The 20230-nt window shown below is 66.4% G+C and carries 19 protein-coding genes and 1 pseudogene; 13 read left to right on the top strand and 7 right to left on the bottom strand.

Annotated features, from left to right (window positions below; all coding sequences use genetic code 11):
- Window positions 1-627: 627 nt before the first annotated feature.
- The 5 genes from ABQY64_RS11435 to zwf form a co-directional block, all read right to left on the bottom strand.
- Window positions 628-1287, bottom strand: coding sequence for a bifunctional 4-hydroxy-2-oxoglutarate aldolase/2-dehydro-3-deoxy-phosphogluconate aldolase (locus tag ABQY64_RS11435; protein WP_047125297.1), 660 nt, complete (start codon window positions 1285-1287; stop codon window positions 628-630).
- A 52-nt stretch (window positions 1288-1339) separates the two neighbouring features.
- Window positions 1340-3256, bottom strand: coding sequence for a phosphogluconate dehydratase (gene edd, locus ABQY64_RS11430; protein ID WP_349779393.1), 1917 nt, complete (start codon window positions 3254-3256; stop codon window positions 1340-1342).
- 123 nt (window positions 3257-3379) lie between these two features.
- Window positions 3380-4099 (bottom strand): 6-phosphogluconolactonase, encoded by a 720-nt coding sequence (gene pgl / locus ABQY64_RS11425; RefSeq protein ID WP_349779394.1) that lies wholly within the window; start codon window positions 4097-4099, stop codon window positions 3380-3382.
- Window positions 4096-5103, bottom strand: a complete 1008-nt coding sequence (gene glk / locus ABQY64_RS11420) for a glucokinase (protein ID WP_349779395.1) — start codon at window positions 5101-5103, stop codon at window positions 4096-4098. The genes pgl and glk overlap by 4 nt, the downstream gene beginning before the upstream one ends.
- The gene (zwf, locus tag ABQY64_RS11415; RefSeq protein ID WP_349779396.1) at window positions 5100-6530 is read right to left on the bottom strand and encodes a glucose-6-phosphate dehydrogenase; all 1431 of its coding nucleotides are present in this window, start codon (window positions 6528-6530) and stop codon (window positions 5100-5102) included. The genes glk and zwf overlap by 4 nt, the downstream gene beginning before the upstream one ends.
- A 421-nt stretch (window positions 6531-6951) precedes the next feature.
- Here zwf and ABQY64_RS11410 point away from each other — a divergent pair, with 421 nt between their 5' ends.
- Window positions 6952-8040, top strand: coding sequence for an ABC transporter ATP-binding protein (locus ABQY64_RS11410; RefSeq protein ID WP_102584476.1), 1089 nt, complete (start codon window positions 6952-6954; stop codon window positions 8038-8040).
- Here the strand turns inward: ABQY64_RS11410 and ABQY64_RS11405 are convergent.
- On the bottom strand, window positions 8037-8927 hold the full coding sequence (locus tag ABQY64_RS11405; protein ID WP_102584477.1) for a folate-binding protein YgfZ: 891 nt from the start codon (window positions 8925-8927) through the stop codon (window positions 8037-8039). The two genes, ABQY64_RS11410 and ABQY64_RS11405, sit on opposite strands and share 4 nt — an antisense overlap.
- Here ABQY64_RS11405 and ABQY64_RS11400 point away from each other — a divergent pair.
- The 10 genes from ABQY64_RS11400 to lolD all read left to right on the top strand — a co-directional run bounded on the left by ABQY64_RS11400 (window position 8829) and on the right by lolD (window position 15563).
- On the top strand, window positions 8829-9137 hold the full coding sequence (locus ABQY64_RS11400) for a DUF1674 domain-containing protein (RefSeq protein ID WP_258078513.1): 309 nt from the start codon (window positions 8829-8831) through the stop codon (window positions 9135-9137). The genes ABQY64_RS11405 and ABQY64_RS11400 overlap by 99 nt on opposite strands.
- A gap of 56 nt (window positions 9138-9193) precedes the next feature.
- Entirely contained in the window at window positions 9194-9589 is a 396-nt protein-coding gene (gene sdhC, locus ABQY64_RS11395; RefSeq protein ID WP_026064344.1) for a succinate dehydrogenase, cytochrome b556 subunit, read from the top strand.
- Window positions 9586-9972 carry a succinate dehydrogenase, hydrophobic membrane anchor protein gene (gene sdhD / locus ABQY64_RS11390; protein ID WP_016902592.1) on the top strand — a complete coding sequence of 129 codons (387 nt, stop codon included), beginning with the start codon at window positions 9586-9588 and terminating at the stop codon, window positions 9970-9972. Before sdhC ends, sdhD begins: the two co-directional genes overlap by 4 nt.
- Before the next feature lie 33 nt (window positions 9973-10005).
- On the top strand, window positions 10006-11796 hold the full coding sequence (gene sdhA, locus ABQY64_RS11385) for a succinate dehydrogenase flavoprotein subunit (RefSeq protein WP_016902591.1): 1791 nt from the start codon (window positions 10006-10008) through the stop codon (window positions 11794-11796).
- Between the two features lie 3 nt (window positions 11797-11799).
- Entirely contained in the window at window positions 11800-12009 is a 210-nt protein-coding gene (locus ABQY64_RS11380; RefSeq protein WP_349779397.1) for a hypothetical protein, read from the top strand.
- A 16-nt stretch (window positions 12010-12025) separates the two neighbouring features.
- Complete coding sequence (locus tag ABQY64_RS11375) at window positions 12026-12808, top strand: succinate dehydrogenase iron-sulfur subunit (protein WP_024938686.1); 783 nt, start codon at window positions 12026-12028, stop codon at window positions 12806-12808.
- Window positions 12809-12919: 111 nt separating this feature from the next.
- Entirely contained in the window at window positions 12920-13168 is a 249-nt protein-coding gene (locus ABQY64_RS11370; RefSeq protein ID WP_024938685.1) for a succinate dehydrogenase assembly factor 2, read from the top strand.
- The gene (locus ABQY64_RS11365; RefSeq protein ID WP_349779398.1) at window positions 13119-13571 is read left to right on the top strand and encodes a hypothetical protein; all 453 of its coding nucleotides are present in this window, start codon (window positions 13119-13121) and stop codon (window positions 13569-13571) included. The genes ABQY64_RS11370 and ABQY64_RS11365 overlap by 50 nt, the downstream gene beginning before the upstream one ends.
- A 23-nt stretch (window positions 13572-13594) precedes the next feature.
- The gene (locus tag ABQY64_RS11360; protein ID WP_228599684.1) at window positions 13595-14836 is read left to right on the top strand and encodes a lipoprotein-releasing ABC transporter permease subunit; all 1242 of its coding nucleotides are present in this window, start codon (window positions 13595-13597) and stop codon (window positions 14834-14836) included.
- Entirely contained in the window at window positions 14829-15563 is a 735-nt protein-coding gene (gene lolD / locus ABQY64_RS11355) for a lipoprotein-releasing ABC transporter ATP-binding protein LolD (RefSeq protein WP_065031458.1), read from the top strand. The genes ABQY64_RS11360 and lolD overlap by 8 nt, the downstream gene beginning before the upstream one ends.
- 240 nt (window positions 15564-15803) lie before the next feature.
- On the opposite strand, the gene ABQY64_RS11350 is transcribed toward lolD, so the two are convergent.
- Window positions 15804-16868, bottom strand: coding sequence for an SDR family oxidoreductase (locus tag ABQY64_RS11350; RefSeq protein WP_167708985.1), 1065 nt, complete (start codon window positions 16866-16868; stop codon window positions 15804-15806).
- Window positions 16869-17125: 257 nt separating this feature from the next.
- On the opposite strand from ABQY64_RS11350, the pseudogene ABQY64_RS11345 reads away from it, so the two are divergent.
- Window positions 17126-19672: pseudogene (locus tag ABQY64_RS11345) on the top strand (DNA internalization-related competence protein ComEC/Rec2); the annotation flags it as partial.
- Entirely contained in the window at window positions 19566-20228 is a 663-nt protein-coding gene (locus ABQY64_RS11340; RefSeq protein ID WP_167705412.1) for a MotA/TolQ/ExbB proton channel family protein, read from the top strand. The pseudogene ABQY64_RS11345 and the gene ABQY64_RS11340, both read left to right, overlap by 107 nt.
- Window positions 20229-20230: the final 2 nt, after the last annotated feature.

The raw sequence follows: 20230 nt of genomic DNA, 5'->3' as shown, positions 1-20230 counted from the left end.
TCCCTGTGCCGCTCTCCGCCAATCCCCGGCCACGCTGCCGCTTCGGCGAGTCGTTTCCGCGACGTTGAGCGACGAAAAACGGCAGCCGATTCAGTGATCGATTTTTGGTGCGTGCCAATCATCCGCCACGTTCGCTGCACGTCCTCTGGACCTTCGACTTCGTAGCTCTCAGACACACCGCCCAGATGCCAACTACTCAGAAGTGCACGGTTCCCAGGCTCTCAATCCGCCGCTTTCAAGAGGGACGCGAAGAGGCCTCTGCCTCATTGGGCGGGGCAACGACCAAAGCTAGGTCGGGCATGCCATGCGGCAGTGGCTGCTCTCCGTTACGCCAACACAGGAACATTCGAGATTGGTCCGCGGGCGCCGGGGCAGGACCTTACACGACATGGCGCGTGTAAGAGCCCCCATGGATGGGTTCACGGCGTGTCCTGCCCCGGCGCCCGCAGGCCGCTCGCACGCATGAAACAAGGCGCCTGCCAGCAGCCTTTCCTCAACCAAAATGAAAGCGCCAGCAAACCGGGCTTTCCTCATTCAAAACCAAAGCGCCAACTTATCAGCTGTCCTCAGCTATCCAGCTTTCCCGGCAACCTGGGTTCCAAGCCGCTGGATACGGCGGCCATAAAATCAGGCCGCACGCACCTGCCGCACGATCGCCGCCGCCTTGGCCGAGCTCTGCTTGACCTTGTCCCACTGGCCCTGCGCCAGCCAGTCCTTGGGCACCATCCACGAGCCTCCGATGCACAGCACGTTCGGCTGCGACAGGAACTCGGCCGCGTTGGCCTCGCTGATGCCGCCGGTGGGGCAGAGCTTGAGTTCGGACAGCGGGCCGGCCAGGCCCTTGAGCATCTGCAAGCCGCCCACGGCGGTGGCCGGGAACAGCTTGCACACGCGGAAGCCCAGGCCCATCAGGGTCAGCAGCTCGGTCGGCGTGGCCGCGCCGGGCACGGCGGGGATCGGCGCATCGGCTAGCAGGCGCGCCAGCGGCGCCGGCGTGCCGGGGGTGACCAGGAAGTCGGCACCGGCATCCACCGACTGACGCAGTTGCAGCTCGCTCAGCACGGTGCCGGCGCCGATCACGATATTGGGCAGCTCGCGCTTGAGCATGGCCAGCGCTTCGATCGCGACCGGTGTGCGCAGGGTCAGTTCGATCGCGGGCAGGCCGCCTTCGAGCAGCGCATCGGCCACGCGGCGCGCCTGGTCCAGCGTGTCCACGGTGACCACCGGCAGGATGCCGGCATCGCGCAGCAGCTGTTCGGCGGTGTTCTGGGTCTGGGCAATCGTCATTGCAACTCCGTTAGACGGCGACCGCGAGGCGGTCGCGCAGAGGGAAGGGGAATCAGGCGTCCTTGGACTCGTGCGGTGCGGCGGCGGCCGCTGCATCGGCACCGAGTTCGTACTCGGCGTCGTAGCTCCACAGCGCACCGTCCGGACGGGTCGGGCCGCAGGAAATCGAGATGGCGCCCTGGTCGGCCGGGCCAACCACCTGGCGGTTGATGGCGAACAGGTTGCGCCCCAGGTCGTTGCCCGCCACCGAGGTGTTGGGTGCGACCTCGCGCGATGCCCACTCTTCGGCCGAGACCAGCACTTCCAGCGTGCCGGCTTCACCGTCCAGGCGCACGATGTCGCCTTCGCGCACACGCCCGATCGGACCGCCGCGTGCGGCTTCGGGCGTCATGTGGATCGCCGCCGGGAACTTGCCCGACGCACCGGACAGGCGGCCGTCGGTGACCAAGGCCACGCGCCGGCCCTGGTTCTGCAACAGGCCCAGCAACGGCGCCATCGAATGCAGTTCCGGCATGCCGTTGGCACGCGGGCCCTGGTAACGCAGCACCACCACGAAATCGTGCGGCAGCACGCCGGCGGCATGCAGCTTGTTGAGCACCTGCGGTGTATCGATTACCACCGCCGGCGCTTCGATCGTGCGGTGCTGCGGCTTGACTGCTGACAACTTGATCAGCGAGCGGCCCAGGTTGCCGCGCAGCAGGCGCAGGCCGCCCTGTGATTCGAATGCGGCGCTGACCGGCCGCGCCACGCTGTCGTCGGCAGTGGTCGCAGTGCCGGGTACGTAGACGACCTTGCCGTCCTGCAGGCGCGGCTCGTTGGCGTAGGCGCGCATGCCGCCTTCGACCACGGTGGGCAGGTCGTCGTGCATCAGCCCGGCGTCCATCAGCTCGCGGAACACAAAGGCGGTGCCGCCCGCGGCCTGGAAGCGGTTCACGTCGGCTTCGCCGTTGGGATAAATGCGGGTCAGCAGCGGCACGGTCTGCGAGATCAGATCCATGTCGTCCCAGGTCAGCACGATGCCGGCCGCACGCGCCACCGCAATCCAGTGGATGGTGTGATTGGTCGAACCGCCGGTGGCCATCAGCGCGACCACGGCATTGACGATGGCACGCTCGTCGATCAGGCGGCCAAACGGACGGAAGTCCTGGCCCAGCGCGGAGATCGCCAGCGCACGCGCGGTGCCATCACGGGTCAGCGCATCGCGCAACTGCAGTTCCGGGTTGACGAACGAGGCACCGGGCAACTGCACGCCCATCGCTTCGAGCAACACCTGGTTGGAGTTGGCGGTGCCGTAGAAGGTGCAGGTACCGGCCGAGTGATACGAGGACGACTCGGCTTCCAGCAGTTCGGCGCGGGTGGCTTCGCCGGCGGCGTAGCGCTCGCGCACCTCGGCCTTCTGCTTGTTCGGAATGCCCGGCGTCATCGGGCCGGCCGGCATGAACAGCGCCGGCAGATGCCCGAACGCCAGCGCGCCGATCAGCAGGCCCGGCACGATCTTGTCGCACACGCCCAGGTAGACCACGCTGTCGAACATGTCGTGGCTCAGGCCGATCGCCGCGGCCTGGGCGATGTTGTCGCGCGAGAACAACGACAGCTCCATGCCGGCGCGGCCCTGGGTCACGCCGTCGCACATCGCCGGCACGCCGCCGGCGACCTGCGCGGTGGCACCGAGCGTACGCGCGGTGTCGCGGATCAGCTGGGGGTAATGCTCGAACGGCTGATGCGCCGACAGCATGTCGTTGTAGGCGGTGATGATGCCCAGGTTGGGCGTGGCCGCACCGCGCAGGCGCGACTTGTCGGTCGGCTCGGACGCGGCGAAACCATGCGCCAGGTTGCCGCAGCTCAAACGGCTACGGAACGGACCCTCGCGCAGGGCGGCATCTAGACCGGCCAGATACGCCGCGCGCGACGGCGCGCTGCGCTTGCGGATACGGTCGGTGACAGCTTGGATGTTCGGATGCAGGCTCATTGGCTACCGGCTATGAGAAACGGGGAAGGTAATCACGCTGTTCTTTTCGTAGATACCCGCACATGGATGTGCGGGCTCTTGCGAAGGACTCGCACAAAATCGGTTGTTGCGAGGGACTCGCACCTAGGCACACCAATGAACCCGCAATTTCGGGCCCGGCGGCTGCAGCGCCACGCGGATCGGATACTCGCTGACATCGTCACCGCCCAATGCAGCCTGCAGCACGTCCAGCTTCTGCTTGCCGCGCAGCAACAGCAGGCGGGTCGGGATGGTGGCCAATCCGGCCGGTGTCAGCGTGATCCGCAGCGGCCACTGATTCGAGCCGGGGCAGCCAGTGGCATCCAGCGAAGCGTACGGCTGCGGGCTGGACAGCGCCTTGCTTAGATCGGTCGAGCCCGGAAACAGCGAGGCGGTGTGTCCGTCGCCGCCCATGCCCAGCACCGCCAGGCACGCAGGCTCGGCGTGCGTGGCCTGCAGGTTCGCGGTGTGCACGCACTCGGGCAACTGCTTTCCCGGGCGCACCAGCGGGATGAAGGTGGCCGCCTGCGCATGGGTCAGAAAGCTGTGATTGACCAGCCAGGCGTTGCTGTCCTGATCCTGCGGCGAGAGCCAGCGCTCATCGACCAGGCCCACTTCCACCCGCGACCAGTCCAGCGGACGGTGGGCGAGCGATTCGTACACGGGCGCCGGGGTGGTGCCGCCGGACAGCAGCATGCGCGCTTGGCCGCGGCGCGAAATCTCCTGTTCCAGCAGGTCGGCCATCTCGCTGGCCACCGCCTCGGTCCATTCGGCCGGGTCTTCATAGCGCACCAGTGTGATGCGCGGATTGTCCTGCAGGTTCATCGCTGCTCCCCTGGATGCTGACGCTGCGCATCCACCGCATAGGCGGCGGCGCCGAGCAGGCCGGCATGCGGATGCATGACCGCCAGCGAGGGCACCCGCGACATGATCGCGGAGAAGCGTCCCTTGTGTTCGAAGCGCTGGCGGAAGCCGGAATGCTGCAGCGAATCCAGCACCTTGGGCACCAGCCCGCCGGTGAGGAATACGCCGTCCCAGGCGCCCTGCATCAACACCATGTCGCCGGCGATCGCGCCGAAGATGGCGCAGAACAGATCGATGGTGCGCGACGAGCGTGGATCGCCCGCCGCCGCACGCGCGGTGATGTCCTTGGGCTGCAGCGGGCCCGGGTCGACCCCGGCGATCTCGCTGAGCGCGCGATGGATGTTGACCAGGCCCGGGCCGCAGATCAGGCGCTCGTTGGAGACCCGGCCGAACTGCTCGGAAAGGATCTCCAGGATGCGGATCTCCTCCGGCGTGCCGGGCGGGAAGCTGACGTGGCCACCTTCGGTTTCCAGCGGAAAGCAACGCCCGTTGCGGATGATCAGCCCACCCACGCCCAGCCCGGTGCCCGGGCCGATCACGCCGTAGTTGCGCGGCTGTTCGATCGGCGCCGGCCGCCAGCTGGCGCCGCCGACCTGCACCACGTCCTGCGGGCGTAGCAGGCTGATCGCCATGGCCTGCGCGGCGAAGTCGTTGATCAGGTGCAGGGTGCTGAAGCCCAGCATCGCCGCAGTGCGCGAGCGCGAGATCACCCACGGATGGTTGGTGATGCGCGCCTCGTCGCCGTCCACGCGGCCGGCCACGGCGAACACGCCCTGGGTGGCCTGGACGCCGATCTGGTCGAGGTAATAGCGCGCGGCTTCGCCGAGCGAGCCGAAATCGACCACCGCAAATTCGCGCGAGGTGTCATCCAGCAGCGGCACCGAGGCGTCGACGTCGGCCAGCGCGAAGCGCGCGTTGGTTCCGCCGATATCGGCAACCAGCACCGGCTTGGAAGGAGCGGTCATGCGGTGTGTCCCTGTGCGTCGGTGGCCGGGGGCAGGAAGGGCGCCGCGGCATCGGGGCCCCAGCTGCCGGCCGGGTAGGGCTGCAGCGGCAACTGCGCGTCTTTCCACGCATCGCTGACGCTGTCGATCCATGACCAGGCGGCCTTGACCTCGTCGTCGCGCACGAACAGTGCCGGGTTGCCGTTGAAGGCATCCACGAACAGGCGCTCGTAGGCGATGCGGCGGTGCAGGCCGGTCGGCACCGACAGTTCCAGTTCCAGCGGCTGCAGTTCGATCGCGCCCCATTCCGGGCCGGCCAGGCTGCTCATCAGGCCGAGCTCGATGTTTTCCTGCGGCTGCAGTTGGAAGGTCAGGCGGTTGGGCACCGCGTTCTGCCGGTCCGGGCGCTCGAACAGCCAATGCGTCACCGGCTTGAGCGTGACCACAATGCGGGTGGAGCGCTCGGCCAGGCGCTTGCCGGTGCACAGGTGGAACGGCACCCCGGCCCAGCGCCAGTTGTCGATATGCGCGGTCACCGCGACGAAGGTTTCCACGTCGCTGCCTTCCGGCGGGTGATAGGCCTGCGCTGGCTGGCCGTTGATGCTGCCGGCGGTGTAGCGGCCACGCACGCTGTCGTGGGCGGCATGCTCGGCGGTCATCGGGCGCAGGGCGCGCAGCACCTTGACCTTCTCGTCGCGGATGCGGTCGGCTTCCAGCGAGGCCGGCGGCTCCATCGCCACCAGGCACAACAACTGCAGGATGTGACTCTGCACCATGTCGCGCAGCGCGCCGGAGCGTGCGTAGTAGGCATCGCGCCCGTCCACGCCTTCGCTTTCGGCCACCAGGATCTGCACCGACTCGATATAGGTGCGGTTCCACACCGCTTCCAGCAACGTATTGCCGAAGCGCAGCGCGATCAGGTTCTGCACCGCCGCCTTGCCCAGGTAATGGTCCAGGCGGAACACGCGGTCTTCGTCGATCAGCGCGCCGATCGACTGCAGGATCTCGCGGGCGCTGTCCGAGTCGTGGCCGATCGGCTTTTCCAGCATCAGCCGGTGCGGCGCAGCCAGCGCGCCGCCCAGGGCCAGGCCCTGGCAGGTGCTGATGTACAGGCCCGGCGGAATCGCCAGGTAGCTCACGCACTGGCGGCTGGCCAGCTCGCGTACGGCATTGGACACCGACTCGGCATCGCGCAGATCCACCGAGCGATAGTCGACCCGCTGCAGCAGCGTTTCGATCTGCTCGGGCGTGGCGATCGGCAGCGCGGCGGCCAGGCGCGGGCGCAGGACCTCGCGGAATGCCTCGGTATCGTGCGGCGACAACGCCAGCGCACGGATACGGAAATCCTCCGGCAGCAGGCCATCGACGAACAATCGTAGCAGGGAGGGAAAGAGATAGCGCTGGGCGAGATCGCCGGTGGCGCCGAACAGGATCAGGGTGTTGTGCATGGACCGAATTTCAGATTCTGGAGACATCGTGATCAGCAGCTGGTCGGAAAGGCGCCGGACAGCCGGCGGTCGGTATGTCTGTTCCTGAGCGACACTGGCGTGCGCGCAGCGGGGGATGGACGCGTACGCCCAATCCCCGATTGTTGCAGCAAGTGGCCGTCAGCGGTTAGCGCCGCGGCGGTTGACCTGCACATGCGTGGCCGAATGGCGGGCCTTGCAAGGTAGGCTGCACCGCTTGAGACAGCGGCTTGGGTCGGTGGCGGCATGGTCCCTCCCGAGATCGATGTTGCCATGTGAAAACGATTACATGTCAGAATAAACCAATGCATTCGTTTGCAGGAAATTTCCTTGCAGGCACATGCGGCGTCACCGCCGTCGGGAGGGCCGAGGGCAGGGCGCACAACTTACGTTGAGGCCGAAGATGGCGAAAGTGCAGTTGGAAGGTGTCCGCAAGGTCTACGAGAACGGCCAGGTCGCGGTACAGGGTGCGAGCTTCGAGGTCGCCGATGGCGAATTGATGGTGCTGGTCGGGCCGTCCGGCTGCGGCAAGTCGACCCTGTTGCGCATGATCGCCGGGCTCGAGGACATCAGCGCCGGCACGCTGAAGATCGGCGAGCGCGTGGTCAACGACGTGGCCCCCAAGGACCGCGACATTGCCATGGTGTTCCAGAGCTACGCGCTCTATCCGCACATGACCGTGGCCGAGAACCTGGCCTTCGGGCTCAAGCTGCGCGGCCACCCCAAGCAGGTCATCGCCGAGCGGGTCAACAACGCCGCCGAGCTGCTGGGGCTGACCCCGATGCTCGACAAGCTGCCCAAGGCGATGTCCGGCGGCCAGCGTCAGCGCGTGGCGCTGGGGCGGGCGATGGTGCGCGAGTCGTCGGTGTTCCTGCTCGACGAGCCGCTGTCCAATCTGGATGCCAAGCTGCGCCACAGTGTGCGTACCGAGATCGCGCAGCTGCACCGCAAGCTCGGCACCACAATGATCTACGTCACCCACGATCAGGTCGAGGCGATGACGCTGGGCCAACGCATCGTGGTACTCAAGGATGGGGTGATCCAGCAGATCGACAGCCCGATGGCGCTGTACGACCGCCCGGCCAATCTGTTTGTGGCCGGATTCCTCGGCAGCCCGGCGATGAACGTGCTGCAGGGGCGCCTGGATGAGCAGGACGGCCTGCATCTGGTCATGGCCGATGGCTGGCGCGTGCCGCTGGGTGCGGCGCGGGTCGAGCGCAGCTGGTTCGGTCGCGAGGTCATCGTCGGCGTGCGTCCGGAGCATCTGCAGCCGTCAAACGACGCCGCTCTGGGCTTTGACGCGCGTATCGATGTGATCGAGCCGGTCGGCAACGAGATCTTCCTCAATCTCGACCGCGGCGGCCAGCCGCTGGTGATCCGGGTCGCGCCGCAGGCCCTGCCGTCGGTGGGGGAGCATCTGCGCCTGGCACTGCGCAGCGAGGCGCTGCACTTCTTCGACCCGGCCAGCGGCGAACGGCTGGCGCTGGCCTAACGCGCCAGCCCCTGCACGAACGCAAGCGGGCGGGCGGCATGCGCGCCCGCCTGCAGCACGGCGTCGGCTTCCAGGGTCAGCTCCAGCGGCAACACCGCCAGCGCAAGATCGCCCGCCACGCTGACCAGCGTGCCGACGGTGGCATCGCCCAGCAGCACGGCCTGGCCCGCCTCGACCAGCGCATCGCTGCCAACGGCATCGACCTGCAACAGCTGCAGCGCACGCTTGGCCTTGCCCAGAAAATGCGTCCGCGCCACGATCTCCTGGCCCGGATAGCAGCCCTTTTTGACGCTGAAGGCCTGCAGGCGATCCAGCGCCAGCTGCTGCGGCGTCCACTGCTCGCGTTGCGTATCGGGCAGGCGCGCCAGCCCCAGTTGCAGGTCCGTACGGCGCCACTCGGCGTCCATGCGCGGTACTTCGATAGGCGCGGCCAATGCCTCATCGTTCGTCAGCAACACCAGCGTGCGCGCCAGGGCAGGGCTGCCCAGGTCCAATTCGATACGCTGCGTTCCGATATCGGCCTGCGCGCCTTGGGCGCGGGCGGGCGCGGCAAGGCCGCCAAACGCCGAAAGCGCCGCCACGCCGATCTTGAGCTTGCGTCGGAACACAAAACGGCCGAGTTGCGTTGCGATCTCGGCCGCATTGCCATCGGGCAACAGCATCAGCAGGTGGGTGTCGTCCTCACGCAGGAGTGCGAAGATGGCGATCACGCGCCCCTTAGCCGTCAACCACGCATTCCACTGCCACTGCCCGATCGCCAGCGCCTGTACGTCGTTGGCAAATTGCGCATGCGCGAACGCCACTGCATCCGTCCCGATCAAGCGAACGTATTGCATGTCGTGCAGGGAGCCAAAACCCTGTGGAATAAGATTCAGGTTGTCAGCCATGGAAGGGGAGGACTAAAATCGCAATGTTGTGAGACCACTATGATAGGCCATCCAACCCCCACCCCAGCGCAGGATTCCGAGACGCAGCCTTCTCCTCAGGAGCATCTTCCCGAGAAGCAGCCACTGCCCAAGGAGATTGGTGGACGCGACGGCCCCGAGCCAACGCGCTACGGCGACTGGGAAAAAAATGGACGCTGCATCGATTTTTGAGCAGCTTTTAGCCACAGCGGTCTAGTGCCGCCCAGCCGAGAAAACGAGCCCAGCGAATGGCGATCCGCGAACGTCCTCTTTCCCCGCATCTCCAGGTGTACCGCTGGCAGATACAGATGGTGACCTCGATTCTCAATCGAGCCACCGGTATCGTACTGTCCATCGGCGCGCTGGCGATTGCCGCCGCCTTGCTGACATTGATGCTCGGCCCCGACCACTGGAATTGTTTCCGCGAGCACGCAGGCGCCTGGTACGGCCAGGTCTTCCTGTTCGGCTGGACCTGGTGCTTCGCGTTCCACCTGTTCGGTGGACTGCGCCACATCATGCAGGACTTCGGACAGGGCTATGCAGTGCGCTCGTTCGTCAGTCTTGGCTGGTTGTCGCTGATCCTGAGCTTCGTGCTCACCGCTGCGATCTGGGCCTATGTACTGCTGGCCGGAGGTGCCGTATGAACCGCTACCGTACCCCGCTGAAGAACGTGCGTGGCCTGGGTGCCGCCAAGACCGGCACCGAGCACTTCGTGGTGCAGCGCCTAACCGCCACCGCCCTGGTGCCGCTGTCGATCTGGTTCCTGATCTTCGTGCTGAGCCTGATCGGTGCCGATCACGCTGCGGCCAGCGCCGCGGTGGCCAAGCCCTGGAACGCGATCCTGTTGGTCGGCTTCCTGATCGCCTCGTTCTGGCATGCGCAGCTGGGCATGCAGGTGGTGCTGGAAGATTACGTGCACAACTCGCTGCTTGCGCTTGCTGCGCAGACCATCGTGCGCTTCGTCGCCGTGCTGGGCGCCATCGTCAGCGTGTTTGCCGTGGCGCGTATTGCGCTGGGCATCAGCTGAGTCGTCCGCGACCAAACAGGAATCCATAATTCGATGTCCGCTTACAAGATCACTGAACACAAGTACGACATGGTCGTGGTGGGCGCCGGCGGCGCCGGCCTGCGCGCCACGTTCGGCCTGGCCCAGAAGGGCCTGCAGACGGTCTGCCTGACCAAGGTCTTCCCGACCCGCTCGCATACCGTTGCGGCGCAGGGCGGCATCTCGGCCGCGCTCGGCAACATGGGCGAAGACGATTGGCGCTACCACTTCTACGACACCATCAAGGGCTCCGATTGGCTGGGCGACCAGGACGCGATCGAGTACATGTGCCGTGAGGCGATCCCGGCGATCATCGAGCTCGAGCACTACGGCGTTCCGTTCTCGCGTACCGAAGAGGGCAAGATCTACCAGCGCCCGTTCGGCGGCATGACCACCAAGTACGGCGAAGGCCCGTCCGCGCAGCGCACCTGCGCAGCGGCCGACCGTACCGGTCACGCGATGCTGCACACGCTGTACCAGCAGTCGCTGGCGCATAACGCACGCTTCATGATCGAGTACTTCGCACTCGACCTGATCTTCGACGAGGAAGGCGTCTGCCGCGGCGTGCTGGCGCTGGATATGGCCGATGGCAGCTTGCATCTGTTCCGCGCCCACGGCGTGGTGCTGGCCACCGGCGGCTATGGTCGTGCCTACTTCAGCGCCACCTCCGCCCACACCTGTACCGGTGACGGCGGCGGCCTGGTGATGCGTGCCGGCCTGCCGGTGCAGGACATGGAGTTCGTGCAATTCCATCCCACCGGTATCTACGGTGCGGGCTGCCTGATCACCGAGGGCGTGCGTGGCGAAGGCGGCATCCTGCGCAACAGCAACGGCGAGCGCTTCATGGAGCGCTATGCACCGCATTACAAGGATCTGGCATCGCGCGACGTGGTATCGCGCTCGATGACCGTGGAGATCCGCGAGGGCCGTGGCGTGGGCGAGCACAAGGATCACATCCTGCTCGACCTGACCCATCTTGGCCCGGAAGTCATCAACGAAAAGCTGCCCGGCATCGCCGAGAGCGCGCACATCTTTGCCGGTGTGGACGTGACCAAGCAGCCGATTCCGGTGTTGCCGACCGTGCACTACAACATGGGCGGCATTCCGACCAACTTCTACGGCGAAGTCGTGCGCAAGCAGGGCGACAACCCGGACGCGGTCGTGCCGGGCCTGTACGCGATCGGCGAAGCTGCCTGCGTGTCGGTGCACGGTGCCAACCGCCTGGGTTCCAACTCGCTGCTGGATCTGGTGGTGTTCGGCCGTGCGGTGGCAAACCGCTGCGCCGAGACGGTCAAGCCCAACCAGCCGCACAAGACGCTGCCGTCCGATGCCTGCGACAAGGCGCTGGGCCTGCTGGACAAGCTGCGCTACGCCAACGGCTCCACGCCGACCTCGGTGATCCGCGACAACATGCAGCGCACCATGCAGTCGGACGCGGCCGTGTTCCGTACCAGCAAGACGCTGAAAGAGGGTGTCGACAAGATGGCCGAGATCTTCGCCAGCTTCGAGGACGTCAAGGTCTCGGACCGCTCGCTGGTGTGGAACTCGGATCTGATCGAAACCTACGAGTTGAACAACCTGCTGCTCAACGCAGTGGCGACGATCAACTCGGCCGAGCAGCGGCATGAGAGCCGCGGCGCGCATTCGCACGAAGACTTCCCGGACCGCGACGACGTCAACTGGCAGAAGCACACGCTGGTCACCGTCGACGACAAGGGCAAGTGCGAGTTCGAATATCGCCCGGTGCACATGTACACGCTGAGCAAGGACGTGGACGTGGTCCCGCCGAAGCCGCGCGTTTACTGATCGATGCGCATGGATCGATCCGCTTTCGCATTGCCTCTGCTGGCCGGCCTGTCCGGATACCGCAGCGGTGCACCGCGCCAGCCGGATCGCCCCATGACGCAGGGGCAACGCCGGCACGCCGCCGGCGGTTGCGCCACCGCCGCGGCGGTGGCATCCGTCATCTTTACCTTCATGCGCACGGTGCGGTTGTCGTTCGCACCGCGCATCGCCTGAGCCAACGAGAGCAGCTATGGCAGAGTTCACCCTCCCCAAGAATTCAAAGATCGGCAAGGGCAAGCATTACCCTGCACAGGGCGCCAAGAACACGCGCACCTTCAAGGTCTACCGCTGGGATCCGGATGGCGAAGCCAACCCGCGTACCGACAGCTATGAGATCGATCTCGACAAGTGCGGCCCGATGGTGTTGGACGCCCTGATCAAGATCAAGAACGAGATCGACCCGACACTGGCGTTCCGCCGCTCCTGCCGCGAGGGCATCTGCGGCTCGTGCGCGATGAACATCGACGGCACCAATACGCTGGCCTGCACCAAGGCGATTGCCGCCTGCGGCAAGGCCGAGGTACCGATCTATCCGCTGCCGCACATGAGCGTGATCAAGGATCTGGTGCCGGATCTGACGCACTTCTACGCGCAGTACGCGTCGATCAAGCCGTGGATCCGCACCCAGACCCCGCCGCCGCCGGACCGCGAGCGCCTGCAGTCGCCGGAAGACCGCCGCAAGCTCGATGGCCTGTATGAGTGCATCCTGTGCGCCTGCTGCTCGACCAGCTGCCCGAGCTACTGGTGGAATGGCGAGCGCTATCTGGGCCCGGCGATCCTGCTGCAGGCGTATCGCTGGATCATCGATTCGCGCGACGAGGACACCGGTGCGCGCCTGGACGACCTGGAAGATCCGTTCAAGCTGTATCGCTGCCACACCATCATGAACTGCGCGCGGACCTGTCCCAAGGGCCTGAACCCGGCGCTGGCGATTGCTGAGATCAAGAAGTTGATGATGGCGCGTCGCGCCTGATCGCAGGGCAATGCGGCCCCGCCTTGGCGGGGAGATGGTTCACAGCGGCACCGGCCCTTGGTCTGGTGCCGCTGTCGTTTTCGGCGCCGGCAAGGCGAGCTGGAGAGTGAGATGGATGAAGAAACCCTGCTGAAGAAACTGCGCTGGCGTTGCCGGCGCGGCATGCGCGAGCTCGATCAATTGTTCGGGCGCTATCTAGATCAACGCTGGGCGCAGGCTTCCGAGTCCGAGCGCGCGGTTTTCCTACAGCTGCTGGATTGCGAAGACGATAAGTTGTGGCGCTGGTTCATGGGATACGAGGCCTGCCCCGATGCCGCCAACGCCGCACTCATCGCCGATATTCGCGCCATGCCGGCTTGAGTGGCGACCCTCGCGCGGGCTTGCTTGCGCGCTGGGCGTACTGAGCGGGCTTGCATTGTGGGCACTCTGGCGGAGTGGGGTGCCGCCATGGCTGGCGATGCTGTTGTCTGTCTACGCAGTGTTGACCGGTGGGCGATCGATGCGCCTGCTGTTGCGCTCGCCAGCACGGGAAGTGATCGTGCCCTGGAGCGAAACGCCCGCCAGCGTTGACGGTGTGCAGGTACAGGGCCTGCAGGTGGCGTGGCGCGGGCCGATCGCGGTGGTGGCGTGGACTGGCCTGGATGCACGTCGCCAATGCCTGCTTTTCTGGCCGGATACCTTGCCCGCAGCGCAGCGACGTGAACTGCGTCTGGCCGCTCAGGCACACGCCATTTCGTCCCGGCGGCCGCAAGTGGCACCATAGCGTCCCTTTCCTGGTTGAACCGCATGTTCAAACCTATCCCGGTTGCCATCGGCTTGCGCTACCTGCGTGCCAAGCGGCGCAATGGCTTCATCTCGTTTATCTCGATGGCATCGATCCTGGGCATCGCCCTGGGCGTGACCGTGCTGATCACCACGCTGGCGGTGATGAGCGGTTTCCAGAAGGAAATCCGCGACCGCCTGCTGCAGATGGCCGCGCATGCCACGGTCAGTGCGGACGGCGCGCCGATGCACGACTGGCAGCATGCGGTCGAGGTCGCCATGACCGATCCGCGCATCGCCGGTGCCGCGCCCTACATCGAAACCGAATCGCTGCTGCAGGGCCCGCGCAAGCAGCCGGCGATCGTGCGCGGCATCGTTCCTGCCGAAGAGGGAAAGGTATCGGTACTGGCCAAGAAGATGCAGCAGGGGTCGGTCGACAGCCTGACCCCGGGCTCCTACAACATCGTCATCGGCAAGGAGCTGGCGCTGTGGCTGGGCGTGGACATGGGCGACAGCATCGTGGTGCTGCTCAGCGATACGCAGGCCACGCCGCTGGGCGCGATGCCGCGGCTCAAGCGCTTCACCGTCAGCGGAATCTTCGAGGCGGGCTACAACGAGATCGACCGCGGCCTGGCCGTGGTCAACATGCAGGACCTGGCGCGCGTGTTGCGCATGGATGGCGTCACCGGCGTGCGGCTGCGCCTGCACGACATGGATCAGGCCTGGCCGGTGGCGCGCGATCTGGCGGTGAAGTTGCATGGCCCGTACCGGGTCAGCGACTGGACCCAGGAGAACGCCAATCTCTACCACTCGTTGAAGATGGAAAAGACCGTGATGGGCATCCTGCTGTCGCTGATCGTGGCGATGGGCGCGTTCAACCTGGTGTCCTCGCAGGTCATGCTGGTCACCGACAAGCAGGCCGATATCGCCATCCTGCGCACCCTGGGCCTGTCGCCTGCTGGGGTAATGCAGGTGTTCATGGTGCAGGGTTCGTTGATCGGCTTCATGGGCACGATCATGGGCGTGATCGGCGGTATCGTGCTGACGCTCAACCTGGAGCGCATCCTGGGTGTGATCGAGACCATCTTCAGCGTCAAGCTGCTGCCCGAGGACGTGTATTACATCACCGGCTTGCCGACCGACATGCAGACCCAGGACGTGGTGGTGATCACCGTCGTCGCGCTGGTGATGAGTTTCCTGGCGACCTTGTATCCGGCATGGCGCGCCTCGCGCACGCAGCCGGCGGAGGCGCTGCGTTATGAATGAGATCAGGGAATCGGCTGTGCAAACGCCAAACCAAGCAGAGGCGGTGATCCGCGCGGAGGGTCTGGGCAAGACCTACGCCGAAGGCAAGATGCGCACGCCGGTGTTCGACGGCCTGGATCTGACCGTGGCGACCGGCGAAACCGTGGCCATTGTCGGCGCCTCAGGGGCGGGCAAGAGCACGCTGCTGCATCTGCTCGGCGGCTTGGATATTCCGACCTCGGGCGAGGTGTACGTGGCCGGCCGGCGCATGTCGGCGTTGTCCGATGGCGAGCGCGGCAAGCTGCGCAATCAGGCCCTGGGTTTCGTCTACCAGTTCCATCATTTGCTGCCGGAATTCACCGCGCTGGAAAACGTGATGATGCCGGTACTGTTGTCCGGGAAAGAAGTGTCAGTGGCGCGGGCGCAGGCCTTGCAGTTGCTGGAATCGGTCGGGCTCGGACATCGCATCGAGCACAAGCCCAGCGAATTGTCCGGCGGCGAGCGTCAGCGTGCGGCGGTGGCGCGCGCACTGGTGAACAAGCCGGGCTGCGTGCTGGGCGATGAGCCCACCGGCAACCTGGACGACAAGACCGCCGAGACCGTGTTCGAACTGATGCTGGAACTCAACCGTGCACAGCGCACCAGCCTGGTCCTGGTAACGCACGATCGCAGTCTGGCGCGGCGCCTGGACCGCGTGCTCGAGCTGCATCAGGGCAAGCTGCGCGAACTGGCACCTTCTGCGGTGTGAGAAGCACTGCCTGGCCGTCGGAATTCCTGGCGGCTGGGCGGTGTTGAAACCGCGGTCTCAGATTGAAGATCCTGGGGCTGGTGACGGGTGCATTCGCGTGATGCATCGACCGGCGTTCGCCACACATGCGCGTTCAGCACGCAGTGCCCGTGCGTAGCATCGCGCCGATGCTCGCGGTGACAGGACGCGCGTTGACAGGAAGAACGGTCGCCGCCACGTGTGTGGCGACGACCCAACGCATCAGGGAATGATGCGCAGCGCGCGCAGGCGCGTGAACAGTTCCAGGAACGATGCACGGCTGTCGTAGAAATCCGTAAAGCCCAGTTCGCGGCTCTTGGTCATGTCGTTGACGCACTCGATCTCGCGGCCCAGGTCGGCATCGGTGTGCCACCAGGATGCCAATCGATTGACGTCGGCCTCCACCAGGCCATGCTGGCTGGCGATCTCGCTCCATACTGCCGGCGCGGTCTCGCTCAGGCGTGCCTCCAGCGGCTGCGGAGTCTCGGGGCAGGGCGCAGCGTCGAGCCCGAAGAAGTCGGCAATCTGGCTCCACATCCAGCGCCAGCGGAACACATCGCCGTTGACGGTGTTGAAGGCCTGGTTGCGGGCGGCCGGGCTCAGGCCTGCCCAGGCCAGCTGCTTGCCGAGCAGGCCGGCATCGGTCAGGTCGGTGAGGCTGTTCCACTGCGCCTGTGAGCCGGGAAACACGAACGGCTGGCCGGTGTGCTTGCACAGCGATGCATACACCGCCAGCGTCACGCCCATGTTCATCGCATTGCTGCCATTGGCCATGCCGATCATGGTGTGCGAGCGATGCACGCTCCAGCCGAAGCCATGCTGCTCGGCGTGTGCGAACAACAGGTCTTCCAGCGTGTAGTAGAAGTTCTCGCCGGGCTGGCGCGGCTCGCTTTCGCGGAACGGCGTTTCCGCCTTGCCGCTGCCGTAGTTCTCGAACGCGCCGAGGTAATGCTTGGTACCGGTGACCAGCGCCATGTGCTGCAGCGGCGCATCGCTCAACGCTTCGCACAGATGCCGCATCATCGCGCCGTTGGCTTCGACGTTCTCGCGCTCGGTGTCGCGCCGTGTCCAGGTGCAGAAGAACACGTGGGTGATCGGCAGGCCACGCAGCGCGGTGCTGGTGCTGTCGGCATCCAGCAGATCGGCCGCAAGCGGGATCACGCCGTCCTGAGGCAGCGGGCGCCGTGCCAGGCCATAGACGGTCCAGCCATCGGCCACCAGGACATTGGCGAGGTTGTAACCGGAAATGCCGGTCACGCCGACAATCAGTGCAGTGCCTTTACGCATGGGGGAAGCTCCTCAGAAACAGTGGCGAACATAACGCGGCAGTCATGAAATCGAGGCGAATGCAGGCTGATAGGGTTGCTGATGCGGCCAGCACACGCTGTCCTGCCTGGCGCATTGCACCTGCGTGGCAGCGCCTTCCACCGGCCGGATGTACCACGGCAGGGGCAGCCTGATTCCTACCCCGCAATGCGCCGCTCGCTGCTGTGCCCGACGCAGGCGCTGGTCTAACTTGAGTCGGTGGATGGACCACGGCCGGGATGGCGACCGACAGCATGGATGCGTCAGCACAGGCACCGCCTACACCGCGGCGGATACCGACGATGACCGCGGCAGCGGCCTTGTTGCTGGGCATCGTGGTGTACGCGTGGTCGCCTGCGCTGCTGTCGCGTGCGGTCTATGCGGCATGCCTTGCTGCAGCGGTGCTGGGCATCGGCCTCGGCACATGGCTGCGTCCGCGGCGGATCGTGTTGGTAGGGACACTGGCCAGCGCGCTGTTCGGTTTCGGCCTGATGGGCTGGCAGGTCGCCGGCGTCCTGCAGGCCCAATTGCGCCCGCAGGATGAAGCGCGGGAACTGACGGTGCGCGGGCAGATTGTCGAACTGCCGGTCGCCGAGCCACGACGCACGCGCTTTCAGCTGCGCGTGGATGACGATCCCGCACAGCCTGCCGCACTGCGCGGCAAGCTGCTGCAGCTGGCCTGGTATGACGACTTCGGTGCCGAGCGCATCGGGCCGCGTGCCGCGCTGCGCGCGGGCGCCGCCTGGCAGCTGCGGCTCAAGCTGCGTGCGCCGCGCGGCTTGCGCAACCCTGGTGGCTTCGATGCCGAGCGGCAGGCACTGGCGCAGCGCATTGCCGCCAGCGGCTATGTGCGGGTGCCGATTGCGGCGCGGCAGACCGCTGCACCGCGCGGCGTGGATGCCTGGCGCGAAGCGATGTCGCAGCGCATTGCCGACCGCGTGCCCGGATCATCGTCGCCTTACCTGCGCGCGCTCGCCCTGGGCGACACGCGCGGGCTGGACGACGCAGCCTGGGCCACGCTGCGTGCGACCGGGCTCAGCCATCTGATTGCGATCTCGGGATTTCATGTGGGGCTGGTCGCTGCATTCGTCGCCCTGCTGGTCGCCGGACTCTGGCGAGCCTGGCCGGTGCTTGGAACGCGGATTCCGCGGTCCCATGTAGCTGCGGTCGCCGCCTTGTTCGGTGCCGCAGGCTATGCGGCGCTGGCGGGCCTGGCGCTGCCGACGGTGCGCACCGTGCTGATGATTGCCGTGGTCGCCTTGGCGCGGGTGCTGCGGCGGCGCGCCAGCACCGTGCAGATCCTCGCGCTGGCCTTGTTGGCAGTGCTGCTGTGGGACCCGCTCAGCGTGCTGGTGGCGGGCTTCTGGCTCAGCTTTGCCGGGGTGGCCTGGCTGGTGTGGTGCCTGCCAGCGGACGATCGCGCGGTCGTGCGCGGCTTCCTGTCCGCCCAGACCGTCGCCACTGTCGGCCTGCTGCCGTTGACCGTCAGCCTGTTCGGACAGGCATCGTTGGTGGGGCCATTGGCCAATCTGGTCGCCATTCCCTGGTGGACTTTTGTAGTGGTGCCGCTCACCTTGCTGGGCACCGGGCTGGAAGCAGTACATCCGGGAGCGGGCGTGTGGGCATGGCGATTGGCTGGTTGGTGCTTCGAGCTCACCTGGCCAGGCCTGGTCTGGCTTGGACAGACCTCGGTGGCGTTGTGGTGGGTACCCGAGTCCGATGCGCTCGCATTGGTCGCGGCCTTGTTCGGCGCGTTCTGGTTGCTGCTGCCGCGCGGCACGCCCGGCAAATCCATGGCGCTGTTGTTGTGGTTGCCGCTGCTGTGGCCGGACCGCGAGCTGCCCGCGGCCGGCGAAGCCGACGTGCAGGTGCTGGACGTGGGGCAGGGTCTGGCCGTGCTGGTACGCACGCAACGGCATGCATTGCTGTTCGACACCGGCCCGGCGGTGCGCGATGGCTTCGATGCGGGCGAGCGGGTAGTGCTGCCGGCCTTGCGCGCGCTCGGGGTGCGCCGCCTGGATGCCATCGTGCTCAGTCACGCCGACGCCGACCATGCTGGCGGCTATGCAGCGGTGCGTGCTGGATTGCCCGTGGCGATGACGGCGGCACCGCCACAGGCGCCACTGGACGTCAGCACCCGCTGCCGTGCCGGCCAGCAATGGGCATGGGATGGGGTGCGCTTCGGCTTCCTGCACCCCAGCGCCGGCTTTCCGTATCTGCGCAATCAGTCCAGTTGCGTGCTGCGCATCGAAACACGGTATGGAAGCGCCTTGTTGCCGGGCGATATCGGCGAGCTCGTCGAGCGCCGCCTGCTGCGGGAACATGCCGCGGAGTTACGTGCCGATGTGGTGGTGGTCCCGCACCACGGCAGCGCCGACGGCTCGCATGCCGATTTCATCGCCGCCACCGGCGCGCGGCTGGCGCTGGTGTCCTCCGGGCACGGCAATCGCTTCGGTCACCCGCGTGCCGAGGTGGTGCAGCGCTGGCAGGGCAGTGGCGCCGAGTTGCTCGACACGGCCCGGGCCGGGGCAATCCGGGTCTGGCTGGGCGCCGACGGCCTGCAGGTACGCGAGCGGCGACGCTGGCAGCCACGGCTCTGGGATGCTGCGGAACGGCGGCGGTCGGCTGCTATCCTATCGACCAGCGAATAGGCGGCCGCGTTGCCGGAGGAATCGAATCGTGTTGGAGCTGGTCAAGGCAGGCGGTTGGCCGATGGTGCCGTTGCTGTTGCTGGGCGTGATCGCGCTGGCGATCGTGCTGGAGCGTCTGTGGAGCCTGCGCCGCAACGAGGTGACCCCGCCAAGTCTGGGCGAGGAGGTCCGCAACTGGGCCGCGCGCGGCAAACTGGATCCCAGCCACATCGAGTCGCTGCGGCGCAATTCGCCGCTGGGCGCCTTGCTGGCCGCAGCGCTGGACGTGCGCGGTCGTCCGCGTGAATTGATTCGCGAGCGTATCGAGGACACCGGCCGGCATGTGGTGCACCGCATGGAGCGCTATCTGAATGCCTTGGGCACGATCGCTTCGGCCGGGCCGCTGCTGGGACTGCTGGGCACGGTGGTGGGCATGATCCAGATGTTCCTGGGCATCCTCGATCACGGCGTGGGCGATGTGAACCAGCTGGCCGGCGGCATCGGCAAGGCGCTGGTGTGCACGGCCACCGGCATGATCATCGCGGTACCGGCACTGATGGCGCATCGCTTCTTCAAGGGCCGCATCGCCGGCTACATCATCGAGATGGAGCAGGAAGCCACCTTGTTGCTGGACACGATGGACGGCCGCGTGGTGCCAGGCGCCACGGCGCCGGTCGCGGCAGCTGGCAAACCTGTCATGGCAAAGGGCTGACG

This window comes from Xanthomonas sp. WHRI 7065 (assembly GCF_040203115.2).
Classification (GTDB): domain Bacteria; phylum Pseudomonadota; class Gammaproteobacteria; order Xanthomonadales; family Xanthomonadaceae; genus Xanthomonas; species Xanthomonas arboricola.
The sequence above is the reverse complement of the archived record's forward strand: the minus strand, read 5'-3'. Positions and strand labels throughout refer to the sequence as shown.